The sequence below is a fragment of the Psychromonas sp. MME1 genome (genome assembly GCF_041080865.1).
In the GTDB taxonomy this organism is placed as follows: domain Bacteria; phylum Pseudomonadota; class Gammaproteobacteria; order Enterobacterales; family Psychromonadaceae; genus Psychromonas.
The window spans coordinates 3,349,807-3,366,056 of the sequence record NZ_CP160906.1; the positions used below are offsets into that span (position 1 = coordinate 3,349,807).

Below are 16,250 nucleotides of genomic sequence, written 5' to 3' on the forward strand. Positions count from 1 at the left end.
GGCAATCATTCACTCCTATAGTACAATATTACTTTTATATATTGCTCTTATTAAGCGGATTAAACATGAATAAACAATGCCTTAGTGGTGCGCTGTTCTCCCTTTCTCTTTTTGCAGCGAATGCGAGTGCCTCTTATCACTGGATTGATGCCGACGATATTTTTATTCGCGCTGATATTCAGTTACTCGCCGATGTCGGTGTAGTGACCGTGCCAACAACCACTTACCCGTTAATGTGGAGTGGTGTAATGGAGGGGATTAATCGCGCCAATGTTGCGACGCTCTCGCCAGATGCGCAGGATGCTTATCACCGTGTGCGCCACCGTTTTAATCAGTATAAAAAAAATAAATCGACAACAAAAGTGTCGATGGCGGGGGCTAATGATTCGGCGCGTTTTCAACACTATGGTTCACCCGTTCGTGAAAAGGGTGAAACCACCATGTCGCACATGGGGGGAGCAGGGCGCTTTGCTTATAATATACAGGCAAGTTATGCCTACGATGCGCAAGACGATGAAGATGTTCGTATTGACGGCAGTTATTTAAGCATGGGGATCGGTAATTGGATTGTTAGTGCTGGTAGTTATGGAGAATGGTACGGCCAAGGCTGGGATACCACGCTGATAAAAAGCACCAACGCTCGCCCGATGCAACAAATCAGCTTGACCCGTAATAATCCCGAAGCATTCACTGTACCCGTTTTACAATGGCTAGGGCCATGGACACTTACCACTGGCGTGTCGTGGATGAACGATGATGATTATCGTGCCGTTGAAAATACCCTGCTTTGGTCATTTAGAACCTCCTTTAAGCCACACCCTAACTTTGAGTTTGGCATTTCCCGTACCGCGCAAATCTGTGGTCAGGGTAAAGGTTGTGGCGTTGGCACTTGGTGGGATATGTTTACTGGTGATACCAATGACTATGAAACTGAGAATCCTGCTAACCAACTCGCAGCCGTGGATATGCGTTGGGGGGCAACTTACAATGGCATTCCCTATGGTATCTATTGGGAGAGTATGGGGGAAGATAGTATGCGCTTAGATACCTTTCCGCCATTTCAGGCGAAAAGTGATTTATTTGGAGCGGATATTAGTTATCGTCTCTATAACCACATGATACGTACTTTTATTGAATATACGGAAACCAATGCTAAATGTAGTGGTTTTCATGGTAACTGTACCTACGAGCATAGTACCTATCGTGGTGGTTATCGTTATAACGGCAATTCTATTGGTTCAACCTACGATAATGATGCTAAAACTTACACCATCGGCTTTATAGGGCACACGCCAATCGGGCATCGCTGGAAATCTAACTTCCGCTATTTAGATTTGAATGTAGATAACACAAATGCACCGAGCCCAGGGGGGAATCCAGTCGCCCCGATTGCTGAGAAAGCGACCCAAGTTGATTTTTCTTATATTTGGCCGCTGTTTAAAGGACAAATGGAGGCTGGCGCAAGTTACACCCATTCGACCTATGAAGATGATATTAGCAACGATAATAACTTCGATATATGGGGTAAATGGTCTTACGTCTTTTAGTTTTGGTTAGTGACCACTACAGTGATAAGCCTAAAAAAGGCAGCTCAGCAGGTTGCTTACCTGCCTTTTTTCGTAGTGGCGTTGTAATTTTTAGCGCAGGTTTTACTGGGGCCGGCTTTAGGCAGAGTGCTGCAATCACTGGGGCGCAGGCTTTAGCCTGCTAGTGTTTTCTTGGTGGGCTTAAGCCCACGCCCCTTGTGGGCTTGAAAACAGGATGCGCAGAGCTTATCCGCTCATGGCACTAAACTGTCGCTTAATTCGCCCCACGGCCCGATATGGGCGTTGTTATTTGGGGCGCAGGCTTTAGGTGGTGTGTTGCAATCACTGGGGCGCAGGCTTTAGCCTGCTAGTGTTTTCTTGGTGGGCTTAAAACAGGATGCGCAGAGCTTATCCGCTCATGACACTAAACTGTCGTTTAATTCGCCCTGCGCCCCGATGTGACACTAAACTGTCGTTTAATTCGCCCCTCACCCCCGACATGACATTATCTATATAAGGTTGTGTTTCGTTTTTTGCGCCTACTTTCGAGCAATGGGGGTAAAGCTTCATAGTGCTCTTTGTTGATATCACCGCAGTTTCTCCTCAGTACTTGGTTTGTTTGCATTTTTGGAGTAAGGTTTACGCATTTATATGTAGCGGTGCTTACATAGTCATTGTTTATGTTTAAAATTTAATCATAGTGGAAAAAAATATGAAAATAGCTATTGCTGGAACGGGTTATGTTGGTTTATCAAATGCGATGTTATTGGCGCAACATCATGAAGTGGTTGCCGTTGATATTGTGGCTGAGAAAATTGAATTGCTGAATAATAAGCAGTCACCGATAGTCGATGCTGAAATTGAAGATTTCTTAGCAAATAAAGAATTAAATTTTACTGCTACGTTATTTAAAGAGCAGGCCTATGAAAACGCGGACTTTGTGATTATCGCAACACCAACCGATTATGATGTGGAAACGAATTATTTCAATACACGTTCCGTTGAAGCGGTTATTTGTGATGTGATGAGAATTAACCCTAAGGCGGTAATGGTGATCAAGTCCACTGTGCCAGTTGGGTATACGCAGTCTGTTAAAGATAAGTTTAACTGTGAAAATATTATATTTTCACCTGAATTTTTGCGTGAAGGACTTGCTCTTCATGATAACTTATATCCTTCTCGTATCATTGTTGGCGAGCAGAGTGCGCGTGCGAAAGTTTTCGCTAATTTGCTAGTTGAAGGTGCGGTCAAAGAAGATATTGCGGTGCTTTTTACTAATTCAACGGAAGCGGAAGCGGTTAAGTTATTCTCTAATACCTACCTTGCACTGCGTGTTGCTTATTTTAATGAGTTAGATACTTATGCTGAGTCCCATGGCCTCGATTCTCGTCAGATAATTGAAGGGGTGGGTTTAGATCCGCGCATTGGTAACCATTATAATAACCCTTCTTTTGGTTATGGTGGTTATTGTTTACCTAAAGATACCAAACAGTTACGTGCGAACTATGCGGATGTTCCGAATAACCTTATCGGTGCCATTGTTGATGCAAACACGACACGTAAAGATTTTATTGCCGATTCTATTTTGAAACGCCAACCTCGCCGTGTGGGAATTTATCGTTTGATCATGAAGTCAGGATCAGACAATTTCCGTGCATCGAGCATTCAGGGGATCATGAAACGTCTGAAGGCGAAGGGGGTAGAGGTTATTATCTATGAACCTGTGTTTGAAGAGTCGGAGTTTTTCCATTCTAAGGTGTATCGCAGTTTAGCTGATTTCAAAGCCGATTCAGATGTTATTGTATCGAACCGCATGAGCGCAGAGTTGGCCGATGTGGCTGATAAAGTTTATACACGCGATTTGTTTGGTAGTGATTAACGAGCAAACCTGAAAGGGTGATTGTAATTTTGTGGCAGGGCTTTAGCCAGAGTGTTGCAATCACTTGGGGCGCAGGCTTTAGCCTGCTTGTGTAGGTGTTTTGTGGGCTAAAGCCCACGCCCCTTGTGGGCTTGAAAACAGGATGCGCAGAGCTTATCCGCTCATGAGACTAAACTGTCGTTTAATTCGCCCTTGCTCGTAGTGGTTGTTTTTGGGTGCTGGCTTTAGCCAGAGTGTTGCAATCACTTGGGGCGCAGGCTTTAGCCTGCTTGTGTAGGTGTTTTTTGGTGGGCTGAAGCCCACGCCCCTTGTGGGCTAAAAGGTATGTGTCGGACTATTTTCATCATTTTTATTAAAAAGTCATTATTATAGCGTTACAAAAGTAAGAAAAATCCTTATACTAACGTGCTTTATTTTCTGGTGTCGGTGATAAAAGGTTATTTTTACATCTATACACCCTTTACTTTCTCTCGATAGTGATGAGATTGTTTACCGGTCATTGCCCTTTTTTGGCGGGTATTAATTAATTATTAACAGTGGATACAATGAGTTATGAGCACAACAAATACTGAAAACACTAAAAGCTCAATGGATGGGCTTAAATGGGGTGTCACAATTTTATTATTAGCAGCAATCATTGTTGGTAATTTTTTATATGGTGAAAGTTTACACGTTGTAGCACGTGTTACTGTGTTACTTCTACTAGCTGGGCTTGCGTTACTATCTGCTGCGATGACCGAAAAAGGTAAAATTTTTGTTGGTTTTGCTAAAGAGTCTCGTTTAGAGGTTCGCAAGGTCGTTTGGCCGACACGCCAAGAGACAATACAAACAACATTGATCATTCTTGCTGTATCAACCATTGTTGGTTTGGTTTTATGGGGGCTTGATGGTGTTTTTGTTCGCCTAGTTTCATTTATAACAACATCTATTTAAGGGTTTAATATGTCAGAAGAAGTACTAAAAAAGAGATGGTATGTTGTACAGGCGTTTTCAGGTTATGAAGGTCGTGTGCAAAAAACACTGCTCGAGCATATTAAATTAAATCAGATGGAAGAATATTTCGGTGAAATTCTTGTTCCTACTGAAGAAGTCGTTGAAATGCGTGCAGGTCAAAAACGTAAGAGTGAGCGTAAGTTCTTTCCTGGCTATGTTTTAGTTGAGATGGCGATGAATGATGATAGCTGGCATCTTGTTAAAAGTATTGACCGTGTCATGGGCTTTATTGGTGGAACTAAAGAGCGTCCAGCTCCGATTAGTAAAAAAGAAGTAGACAACATTCTTAATCGTCTGCAGGCATCTCATGACTCGCCTCGTCCAAGAACAACCTTTGAAGTGGGACAAATTGTCCGTGTTACGGAAGGTCCTTTTGCAGACTTTACCGGTACCGTTGAGAAAATCGACTATGAGAAGAGTCGTTTGAAAGTTTCTGTTTCTATTTTCGGTCGTGCAACACCTGTTGACCTTGAGTTTTCTCAAGTAGAAAAAGATTAGTGCAGCGCGTGTCTGCTAACGGGTTACTCGTTGATTAATTAAAGCTCAAAAAAAATACAAAAGTTCTTGTGAAGGGCGGTGAATTATAGGTATAATTCGCCGCCCTTTTTATTTGCATGATTAAATTATTGAATTTAATTACTGGCAAATAAATTTAGCTGAATCTGTTGCTCACATTTTGTGAGTACAATTCACAATTTTAATCGGGAAGCTGACCCTTTTAGGTTGCAGCGTTACACCCAAACATAGGTAGTATTATCATGGCTAAAAAAGTACAAGCATATATCAAGCTGCAAGTTTCAGCTGGTATGGCAAATCCGTCGCCACCTGTTGGTCCAGCTCTTGGTCAACACGGTGTTAATATCATGGAATTCTGTAAAGCATTTAATGCAAGAACAGATTCTTTGGAAAAAGGCGCTCCAGTTCCTGTAGTTATTACAGTTTATTCTGACCGTTCTTTCACATTTGAAACGAAAACTCCACCTGCGTCTTTCCTACTTAAGAAAGCTGCTGGTATTAAATCTGGTTCTGGTGTTCCTAACAAGAATAAAGTGGGCAAAGTAACACAAGCTCAACTTGAAGAGATCGCTAAAACTAAAGAAGCGGATTTAACGGGTGCCGATCTTGAAGCGATGGTACGTTGCATAGCGGGTTCTGCTCGTTCTATGGGTCTGGAAGTAGAGGGTTAATACGATGGCTAAATTATCTAAACGCATGAAAGTCATTCGTGACAAAGTTGACTCTACGAAAGAATATGAAATCAATGAAGCAGTTGCGCTTCTTCAAGAATTAGCGACGGCTAAATTTGTTGAAAGCATCGATGCATCAATCAATCTTGGTATTGATCCTCGTCGTAGTGACCAAAACGTTCGTGGTGCAACAGTATTGCCACACGGTACTGGCCGTACAGTACGTGTTGCTGTGTTTACACAGGGCGCAAATGCTGAAGCTGCACTAGCTGCTGGTGCGGATATCGTTGGTATGGACGATCTTGCTGCACAAGTTAAAGCTGGCGAAATGAACTTCGACGTAGTTATTGCTTCTCCTGATGCAATGCGTGTTGTTGGTCAATTAGGTCAAATCTTAGGCCCACGTGGTCTAATGCCAAACCCTAAAGTTGGCACTGTAACAGCTGACGTAGCAACTGCAGTTAAAAATGCAAAAGCGGGTCAAGTACGTTACCGTAACGATAAGAATGGTATTATCCATTCTACAATCGGTAAAGCAACGTTCACTGCTGAACAGATTAAAGAAAATTTAGAAGCTCTATTGGTTGCTTTGAAAAAAGGCAAACCTTCAGGTGCTAAAGGTCAATTTGTTAAGAAAGTTAGCCTATCAACTACGATGGGTGCTGGCGTGAAAATTGATCAAGCATCAGTAGAAGCTCGTATTTAATACACTAAACATATTTCATTTATTTGTAATGTGATCTGTGTATACAAGGAGGAAAATTATCTGTATAATTTTCCGCCTTACTTTGGAGGGCCTTAGGTCTCTTCTTAGACCGTAGGTGTCAGTACATCGATATTGGCTTAATTTCCTACGTAGATGGTGCCGGACCCCAGACAAGAATCTTTCTTATCCCTGGTTCCGATTACCGAAATAGTGCCTCATTAGCTCGATAAGGGTGAAGTGAGGGTGTTTATCTAGGGTTAAACCCCTAGTGTAATCCAGGAGTAAAACCAAATGGCATTAAGACTCGAAGACAAACAAGCGATTGTCGCAGAAGTCAATGTAGCTGCTACAGCTGCTCTGTCTGCTGTTGTTGCCGATTCTCGCGGTGTAACAGTTGGTGCAATGAATGAACTTCGTGCGACTGCACGTGCAAACGGTGTGTACTTACGTGTAGTACGTAACACATTAGCACGTCGTGCGCTTGAAGGTACTGACTATGCATGTTTAGCAGAGTTGTTTAAAGGTCCTACTATCCTTGCATTTTCAAACGAACATCCAGGAGCTGCAGCACGTCTTATTAAAGACTTCGCTAAAGCGAATGCAAAGTTTGAAGTGAAAGGGTTAGCATTTGAAGGCGAATTAATTGCCGCTGATCAAATTGACCGTTTAGCAACACTACCAACATACGACGAAGCAATTGCGAAACTGATGGCGACTATGAAAGAAGCTGCAGCTGGCAAACTTGTACGTACTCTGGCTGCGATTCGCGACCAGAAAGAAGAATCTGCAGCTTAATAGCTGTAATACTATTTAATTATTACTAATAGGAATTGACTCATGTCTCTAACTAAAGACCAAATCATCGAAGCAGTTGCTGCGTTATCTGTAATGGAAGTTGTTGAATTAATCGAAGCAATGGAAGAAAAATTCGGCGTTTCTGCTGCTGCTGCTGTTGCTACAGCTGGCCCTGCTGCTGCTGCTGCTGAAGAACAAACTGAATTTGACGTTGTAATGACTTCTTTCGGTGACAACAAAGTTAAAGCAATCAAAGCGGTACGTGGCATCACAGGTCTAGGCCTGAAAGAAGCTAAAGACGCAGTTGAAGCTTGCCCAACAGTTCTAAAAGAAGGCGCTTCTAAAGAAGAAGCTGCAGCAATCAAAGCTGAATTAGAAGAAATCGGCGCTACAGTTGAACTTAAATAAGTTATCGAGTATAACTTAATAGCCGTGAAAATGGCTTTGGCTGGTGATTATTTGATCACCGGCCTTTTTGCGCTATAGGATACCGTGATTTTCCATTATTTTGTTACGGTATCGGACATTTAAGGTGATGTGTACCCGTTATCACTCAGGATACAAAAATCAGCTCGCCCTACGGGGCGTAAACTCGAACAACAATACGGCGTTACAACATTCGCTAAGGGAATAACCATTAGCAGCACGTTGTGCCTTGTCTTGATGTCCGAGCTTACTTCTGATAAATGTATCTTGAGTAATAACGGGTAATTAACGCATCATTAACACGAAAATAATGTTCGCCGTTGTCTAATAAAATAAGGCCTAATATCAGGCTAGGCAGCTATGATCACTTATCAGCGAGCAAAGGAACCACATGGGTTACTCTTATACTGAGAAAAAACGTATTCGTAAGGATTTTGGGAAGCGTCCACAAGTAATGGAAAAACCATACCTGTTGTCGATTCAACTTGATTCATTCAAACGATTCATTGAAGTAGATCCAACTGGAGAGGTTGGTCTAGAAGCTGCTTTCAATAGCATTTTCCCGATCGCCAGTTATTCAGGCACATCAGAACTACAATATGTCAGCTACCGTTTAGGTGAGCCGGTATTTGATGTCAAGGAATGCCAGATTCGTGGAGTTACATACTCTGCTTCATTACGTGTTAAATTGCGTCTTGTTATTTACGATCGTGATGCACCAGCAGGCACGGTTAAAGATATTCGTGAACAAGAAGTGTACATGGGTGAAATGCCACTCATGACCGAGAATGGTACTTTTGTAATCAATGGTACTGAGCGTGTTATCGTTTCTCAATTACACCGTAGTCCAGGTGTATTCTTCGATCACGATAAAGGTAAAACACACAGTTCAGGTAAAGTTCTTTATAACGCACGCGTGATCCCATATCGTGGCTCTTGGTTAGACTTTGAATTCGACCCTAAAGATAACCTATTTGTTCGTATCGACCGTCGTCGTAAACTCCCTGCAACCATCATGTTGCGTGCTTTAGAGTACACAACAGAAGAGATTCTAGCGATTTTCTTTGACACCAGTAAATTTACTATTGCTGATGGCAAAGTTGAGATGGAGTTAATCGCAGAGCGCTTACGTGGTGACACCGCGACGTTTGAAATTACTGCTAATGGCAAAGTATACGTTGAGCAAGGCAAACGCATTACCGCTCGTCATATTCGTCAATTAGAAACGGATAATGTTACTAGTATTGAAGTGCCACTTGAATACCTTGAAAACAAAGTCTCTGCAAAAGATTATGTAAATGCAGAAACGGGTGAAATCATTGTTAATGCAAATGATCAACTTACGGTTGAATTGCTTGCACAACTTTCTCAAGCGGGTATCAAAGAGTTTGAAACTATTTATACCAATGAGCTTGATTGTGGTTCATTTATGTCAGAGACCCTGCGCATAGATTCTTCTGCTAACCGTATGGACGCGTTAGTTGAAATTTATCGTATGATGCGTCCTGGTGAGCCACCAACAAAAGACGCCGCTGAAGGTTTATTCCAAAATCTATTCTTCGCTGAAGAGCGTTATGATCTATCTAAAGTAGGTCGTATGAAGTTCAATCGTCGCGTTGGTATTGAAGGCGATGAAGGTGTGGGTATCCTATCTAATGATGATATTTTAAGTGTAATGAAAACACTTATCGATATCCGTAATGGTAACGGTATTGTTGATGATATCGACCACCTTGGTAACCGTCGTATTCGTTGTGTTGGCGAAATGGCTGAAAACCAATTCCGTGTTGGCTTAGTACGTGTTGAACGTGCCGTTAAAGAGCGTCTATCGTTAGGTGACCTTGATGCGACCATGCCACAGGACTTAATCAACGCGAAACCTATTTCTGCTGCTGTTAAAGAGTTCTTTGGTTCATCACAACTATCACAGTTTATGGATCAAAATAACCCGTTATCAGAAGTGACACATAAACGTCGTATCTCTGCATTAGGCCCTGGTGGTTTGACGCGTGAGCGCGCAGGCTTTGAAGTACGTGACGTACATGCAACGCACTACGGTCGTTTATGTCCAATTGAAACGCCAGAGGGACCAAACATCGGTTTGATCAACTCACTGGCTACGTTTGCTCGTACTAACGATTACGGTTTCTTAGAAACACCTTACCGTAAAGTGGTTGACGGCAAACCAACGGATCAAGTTGAATACTTATCTGCAATCGAAGAAGGTTCCTTTGTTATCGCACAGGCGAGTGCAAGTGTTGATGAAAATGGCCTACTTAACGATGATATGGTGCAATGTCGTCATAACGGTGAAACCACCTTTATGGGACCGCTAGACATTGACTATATGGATGTATCGCCACAGCAGATCATCTCAGTTGCAGCGTCACTTATTCCGTTCTTAGAACACGATGATGCTAACCGTGCCTTAATGGGTGCGAACATGCAACGTCAAGCGGTACCAACGCTATGTGCAGATAAGCCATTAGTCGGTACTGGTATTGAGCGTCGTTTGGCGATTGACTCGGGTGTGACTATCATCGCTAAACGTGGTGGTGTGATCGACTATGTTGATGCGTCTCGTATTGTTGTTAAAGTGGATGAAAACGAACTACTTCCTGGTGAAGCGGGTATCGATATCTATAACTTAACTAAATACACGCGTTCAAACCAAAACACTTGTATTAACCAGCGCCCAACCTGTAAACCAGGTGAGCCGATTGTTCGTGGTGATGTATTGGCTGATGGCCCATCAACGGATATGGGTGATTTGGCACTGGGCCAAAACATGAAGATTGCCTTCATGCCTTGGAATGGTTACAACTTTGAGGATTCGATCCTTATTTCTGAGCGTGTATCGCAGGAAGATCGTTTTACTACTATTCATATTCAAGAGTTTTCATGTGTTGCGCGTGAAACAAAATTAGGTAGTGAAGAGATCACTGCCGATATTCCGAATGTGGGTGAAGCTGCGCTGAGCAAACTTGATGAGTCAGGTATTGTTTACGTTGGTGCAGAAGTTAAACCTGGTGATATCTTAGTTGGTAAAGTGACACCTAAGGGTGAAACACAACTAACACCAGAAGAGAAACTATTACGTGCTATTTTCGGTGAAAAAGCGTCTGACGTGAAAGATAGCTCTTTACGTGTATCTAACTCAACTTATGCAACGGTTATCGACGTACAAGTCTTTACCCGTGATGGCGTTGAGAAAGATAAACGTGCGCTTGAAATTGAAGAGATGCAGTTAAAAGCGGCGAAGAAAGATTTAACTGAGAAGTTCCAAATCTTAGAAAACGCAATCTATGAAAAAGCATTAAATATTCTTGTTAGTGCAGGACATGATGCGGCGCGCTTAAAACAGATGCCTCGTGCACAATGGTTAGATGTAACGATTGATGATGAAACTAAACAATCTTATTTGGACCAAATCATCGCGCAATTCGATGAAATTAAAGCCAATTACGATAAAGAGTTTGATCTAAAACGTCGTAAAATTATCCAAGGTGATGATTTGGCTCCTGGCGTTCAAAAAATCGTTAAGGTTTACCTAGCGGTACGCCGTCGCCTACAACCAGGTGATAAAATGGCTGGTCGTCACGGTAACAAAGGTGTTATTTCAAACATCGTTCCTGTGGAAGATATGCCTTACGATGAATTTGGTGTTCCAGTTGATATCGTACTTAACCCATTGGGTGTACCGTCACGTATGAACATCGGTCAGATTTTAGAAACTCACTTGGGCCTAGCGGCTAAAGGAGTGGGCGAAAAACTTGAGCGTATGATCAAAGATCAGCGTGAAGTGGAAATGGCTAAAGTCCGTGAGTATATTCAAAAACTATACTCATTTGGTGATGCGCCATGCCATGTTGACCTCAATGAGTTCGATGATGAAGCGGTATTGCGTTTAGCTAAAAATCTTTATAAAGGCTTACCGGTTGCAACACCTGCGTTTGATGGCGCAAATGAAAGCGAGATCCGTGAGTTATTACGCCTTGCAGATTTACCTGAATCGGGTCAGTTACAATTGACAGATGGCCGTACGGGTATCCCATTTGAACGTCCTGTAACGGTTGGTTACATGTACATGCTGAAATTGAATCACTTAGTTGATGATAAAATGCATGCACGTTCAACTGGCTCTTATAGCTTAGTTACGCAACAACCATTAGGTGGTAAAGCGCAGTTTGGTGGTCAACGTTTCGGTGAGATGGAAGTATGGGCACTAGAAGCTTATGGTGCCGCTTACACGCTTCAAGAAATGCTTACCGTTAAATCGGACGATGTTAACGGTCGTACTAAGATGTATAAAAACATCGTTGATGGCGACCATAGAATGGAACCAGGTATGCCTGAGTCATTCAACGTATTGTTGAAAGAGATCCGTTCATTAGGCATTAACATTGAGCTAGATGAAAATAACTAAGCACTAAGCTTAAGTAATTGTGTGGCACCTTGCCGTTTGAGGTGCCTAGTTTTAACTCCTATGGGAGAGTAGCGTGAAAGACTTACTCAAGTTTTTAAAGCAACAAAACAAATCCAAAGAATTCGATGGAATTAAAATTGGATTAGCATCGCCTGAAGTGATCCGTTCTTGGTCATTTGGTGAAGTTAAAAAACCAGAAACCATCAATTACCGTACTTTTAAACCAGAGCGTGAAGGGCTTTTCTGTGCGCGTATCTTTGGTCCGATTAAAGATTACGAATGTTTATGTGGTAAATACAAACGCCTAAAACATCGTGGTGTTATCTGTGAAAAATGTGGTGTTGAGGTAACTCAATCTAAAGTTCGTCGTGACCGTATGGGCCACATCGAATTAGCATCACCCGTTGCACATATTTGGTTCCTTAAATCACTTCCATCTCGTATCGGCCTAATGCTAGATATGACGTTACGTGATATTGAGCGTATCCTCTATTTTGAATCTTTTGTCGTTATCGAGCCGGGTATGACCGACCTTGAGCGTGGTCAAATACTTCTTGAAGAAGAGTATTTAGATATGCTTGAGCAGTGGGGCGATGAGTTTGAAGCAATCATGGGCGCGGAAGCGGTTTTTGCTTTATTAAAACAACTTGACCTTGAACACGAAATTTCGGTAATGCGTGAAGAGTTAGAGAGCACAAACTCTGAAACTAAACGTAAGAAATTGACTAAACGTCTAAAATTGGTTGAAGCTTTCCATCAATCAAATAATAAAGCGGAATGGATGATTTTAACGGTATTACCCGTTTTACCACCTGATTTACGCCCACTAGTACCACTAGATGGCGGACGTTTTGCTACCTCAGATTTGAATGACTTATATCGTCGTGTTATTAACCGTAATAACCGTCTAAAACGTCTATTAGATCTTGCTGCGCCAGACATCATCGTACGTAATGAAAAACGTATGTTACAAGAGTCTGTGGATGCATTATTAGATAATGGCCGTCGTGGACGTGCTATTACAGGTTCAAACAAACGTCCTCTGAAATCACTTGCTGATATGATCAAAGGTAAGCAAGGTCGTTTCCGTCAGAATCTACTCGGTAAACGTGTTGATTACTCTGGTCGTTCTGTAATTACCGTAGGCCCAACACTGCGTTTACATCAGTGTGGTCTACCGAAGAAAATGGCGCTTGAGCTATTTAAGCCATTTGTTTACGGTAAATTAGAAGCATTAGGTCTTGCGACAACCATTAAAGCGGCTAAAAAATTAGTGGATCGTGAAGGTGGTGAAGTTTGGGATATCCTTGAAGGGGTTATCCGTGAACATCCAGTGCTACTTAACCGTGCTCCTACACTACACAGATTAGGTATCCAAGCCTTTGAACCTGTATTAATCGAAGGTAAAGCGATTCAGCTTCATCCATTGGTTTGTGCGGCTTATAACGCCGACTTCGATGGTGACCAAATGGCGGTACACGTACCGTTAACGATTGAAGCACAGCTTGAAGCTCGTACCTTAATGATGTCTACGAATAATATCCTATCACCTGCCAATGGTGAGCCGATTATCGTACCATCACAGGACGTTGTACTTGGCCTTTATTATATGACTCGCTCTAAAATAAATGCGAAGGGCGAAGGCATGTGGTTCCAAAGTCCGAAGGAAGTTGAAAAAGCTTACCGTGCTGGTGCTGTGGGTCTGCAAGCGATCATTAAAGTGCGCATGACACAAGTTCATATCGCTGAAGACAAATCTCGTAGTGAGACAACTGAAATCGTTGAAACTACTGTTGGTCGTGCAATCCTGTCATTAATCATGCCAGAAGGTTTACCTTTTGCACATGTCGACCTTGATATGGGTAAAAAAGCAATTTCCAATGCATTGAATGCTTGTTACCGTTTATTGGGTATTAAAGATACGGTTATTTTTGCTGACCAATTAATGTATACCGGTTTTGAATATGCAACGTTATCGGGTGTTTCTGTTGGTATCAACGATATGGTGATACCAGATGCTAAGAAAACATTAGTGGCTGGTGCAGAAGAGCAAGTAACTGAAATTCATGAGCAATTCCAAGCTGGTCTTGTAACTGCTGGTGAACGTTACAATAAAGTTATCGATATTTGGGCAAGTGCCAATGAACAAGTAGCGAAAGCGATGATGGAAAATCTTTCTACTGATACGGTGAAAAACAGTAAAGGTGAAGATGAAGATGAGAAATCATTTAACAGCGTTTATATGATGGCCGACTCAGGCGCTCGTGGTAGCCCCGCACAGATTCGTCAGCTAGCTGGTATGCGTGGTCTGATGGCGAAACCAGATGGTTCGATCATTGAAACACCAATCGTGGCTAACTTCCGTGAAGGTCTAAACGTATTACAGTACTTTATCTCGACGCATGGTGCTCGTAAAGGTCTTGCCGATACCGCACTTAAAACAGCGAACTCGGGTTACTTAACACGTCGTTTAGTGGATATTGCACAAGATTTAGTTATCACTGAAGAAGATTGTGGTAGTGAAGAAGGTCTATTAGTTAAACCGCTTATTCAAGGTGGCGATATCGTTGAGCCGTTACGTGAGCGTGTATTGGGTCGTGTTGTTGCTAAGGATGTTATTAAGCCTGGTACAGATAATGAGATCCTATTTGCTCGTAACACGCTACTTGACGAAAAACTGTGCGACTTAATTGAAGAAGCCTCAGTTGACCAAATTTGGGTACGTAGTGTTATTACTTGTCGTACTGACTTTGGTGCCTGTTCAGCCTGTTACGGTCGTGACTTGGCTCGTGGTCATATGGTTGGTCAAGGTGAAGCTATCGGTGTTATGGCGGCACAATCAATCGGTGAGCCAGGAACACAGCTTACAATGCGTACGTTCCATATCGGTGGTGCTGCTTCGCGTTCTGCTTCTGAAAATAATGTTCAGGTTAAAAACAGCGGTAAAGTTAAATTACATAACGCGAAATTTGTAATTAACTCTGATGGTAAAGTGGTTGTAACATCTCGTTCAACTGAATTAACCATTATCGATGAGTTAGGTCGTACGAAAGAGAACCATAAATTACCTTATGGTGCGGTACTTGATAAGCAAGATGGTGATGAGATTGTCGCTGGCGAAATCGTTGCTAACTGGGATCCACATACACATCCAATTATTACGGAAGTGGAAGGTACGGTTGAGTTCTTAGACTTTATCGAAGGTATTACCATCAATAAACAAACTGATGAATTAACTGGTTTATCAAGTATTGTTATTATTGATCCTGCGCAACGTCCTACTGCGGGTAAAGAGATGCGTCCAATGGCTAAGCTTGTTGATGCCAAAGGTAATGATCTATTTATTCCTGGTACAGAAGTTGCTGCGCAATATGCACTACCTGCAAACGCAATCGTAAGCCTAGAAGATGGCGCGAAAGTACGAGTGGGTGATGCGGTTGCACGTATTCCACAGGAAAGTTCAAAAACACGTGATATTACCGGTGGTCTTCCACGCGTTGCGGATCTATTTGAAGCTCGTACACCTAAAGATGCAGCTATCCTTGCTGAAGTTTCTGGTACGCTTTCATTTGGTAAAGAGACTAAAGGTAAGCGTCGTCTAGTGATCACTCAGGCGAACGGCGATATCTATGAAGAGATGATACCTAAATGGCGTCACCTAAATATCTTCGAAGGTGAGAAGATTGAAAAAGGTGAGGTTATTTCTGACGGTCCAGAATCTCCACATGATATTCTTCGTTTACGTGGTATTAGCCCAGTGGCTAACTACATCACGAACGAAGTACAAGAAGTTTACCGTTTACAAGGCGTAAAAATTAATGATAAACATATTGAAGTTATCGTTAACCAAATGCTACGTAAGTGTTTGATCACTGATAATGGTGATTCAAGCTTCTTAGTGGGTGAACAAGCTGAAGTCGTACGTGTTGTGATTGAAAATCGCCGTCTTGAAGCGGAAGGTAAAGTACCTGCTAAATTTGATTACCAATTATTGGGTATCACTAAGGCATCACTTGCCACTGAGTCATTTATCTCAGCTGCTTCATTCCAAGAAACAACGCGTGTTCTTACTGAAGCTGCCGTTGCAGGCAAATGTGATGAATTACATGGTCTAAAAGAGAATGTAATCGTTGGTCGCTTGATCCCTGCTGGTACTGGTTTTGCACATCATAAAGCACGTGCTGCAGAGAAAGCGAAAGCACTTGCTCCGATAGCTGAAGATGCGGTTATCAATGTTGATGACGCAGAGCAAAATCTTGCTGATCTACTTAACGCAGTTGACTTTGGTGAGTAATTTTTAACAAAGTTGATT

Annotated in this window: 11 protein-coding genes; all 11 read left to right on the plus strand. The window is 42.2% G+C overall.

What is annotated here, in order from left to right; genetic code table 11:
• Window positions 1-65 precede the first annotated feature (65 nt).
• The 11 genes from AB2N10_RS15310 (at window position 66) to rpoC (ending at window position 16,232) form a co-directional block, all read left to right on the plus strand.
• Window positions 66-1,547 carry a capsule assembly Wzi family protein gene (locus AB2N10_RS15310; protein ID WP_354623239.1) on the plus strand — a complete coding sequence of 494 codons (1,482 nt, stop codon included), beginning with the start codon at window positions 66-68 and terminating at the stop codon, window positions 1,545-1,547.
• Entirely contained in the window at window positions 1,529-1,711 is a 183-nt protein-coding gene (locus tag AB2N10_RS15315) for a hypothetical protein (RefSeq protein ID WP_369434056.1), read from the plus strand. Before AB2N10_RS15310 ends, AB2N10_RS15315 begins: the two co-directional genes overlap by 19 nt.
• Window positions 1,712-2,238: 527 nt before the next feature.
• Window positions 2,239-3,405 carry a nucleotide sugar dehydrogenase gene (locus AB2N10_RS15320; RefSeq protein WP_354623240.1) on the plus strand — a complete coding sequence of 389 codons (1,167 nt, stop codon included), beginning with the start codon at window positions 2,239-2,241 and terminating at the stop codon, window positions 3,403-3,405.
• Between the two features lie 552 nt (window positions 3,406-3,957).
• The gene (gene secE, locus AB2N10_RS15325) at window positions 3,958-4,338 is read left to right on the plus strand and encodes a preprotein translocase subunit SecE (protein ID WP_354623241.1); all 381 of its coding nucleotides are present in this window, start codon (window positions 3,958-3,960) and stop codon (window positions 4,336-4,338) included.
• A 9-nt stretch (window positions 4,339-4,347) separates the two neighbouring features.
• Window positions 4,348-4,896 carry a transcription termination/antitermination protein NusG gene (nusG, locus tag AB2N10_RS15330; RefSeq protein ID WP_369434057.1) on the plus strand — a complete coding sequence of 183 codons (549 nt, stop codon included), beginning with the start codon at window positions 4,348-4,350 and terminating at the stop codon, window positions 4,894-4,896.
• A 260-nt stretch (window positions 4,897-5,156) separates the two neighbouring features.
• A complete protein-coding gene (gene rplK, locus AB2N10_RS15335) occupies window positions 5,157-5,585 on the plus strand; it encodes a 50S ribosomal protein L11 (RefSeq protein WP_354623242.1) in 429 nt (142 codons plus the stop codon).
• Between the two features lie 4 nt (window positions 5,586-5,589).
• Window positions 5,590-6,291 (plus strand): 50S ribosomal protein L1, encoded by a 702-nt coding sequence (gene rplA, locus AB2N10_RS15340; RefSeq protein ID WP_369434058.1) that lies wholly within the window; start codon window positions 5,590-5,592, stop codon window positions 6,289-6,291.
• 291 nt (window positions 6,292-6,582) lie between these two features.
• Window positions 6,583-7,086, plus strand: coding sequence for a 50S ribosomal protein L10 (gene rplJ / locus AB2N10_RS15345; protein ID WP_354623243.1), 504 nt, complete (start codon window positions 6,583-6,585; stop codon window positions 7,084-7,086).
• A 42-nt stretch (window positions 7,087-7,128) separates the two neighbouring features.
• Window positions 7,129-7,494 (plus strand): 50S ribosomal protein L7/L12, encoded by a 366-nt coding sequence (gene rplL, locus AB2N10_RS15350; protein WP_354623244.1) that lies wholly within the window; start codon window positions 7,129-7,131, stop codon window positions 7,492-7,494.
• 409 nt (window positions 7,495-7,903) lie between these two features.
• On the plus strand, window positions 7,904-11,938 hold the full coding sequence (gene rpoB / locus AB2N10_RS15355) for a DNA-directed RNA polymerase subunit beta (RefSeq protein WP_369434059.1): 4,035 nt from the start codon (window positions 7,904-7,906) through the stop codon (window positions 11,936-11,938).
• Between the two features lie 73 nt (window positions 11,939-12,011).
• Complete coding sequence (rpoC, locus tag AB2N10_RS15360) at window positions 12,012-16,232, plus strand: DNA-directed RNA polymerase subunit beta' (protein ID WP_354623245.1); 4,221 nt, start codon at window positions 12,012-12,014, stop codon at window positions 16,230-16,232.
• The last annotated feature ends 18 nt before the right edge of the window (window positions 16,233-16,250 follow it).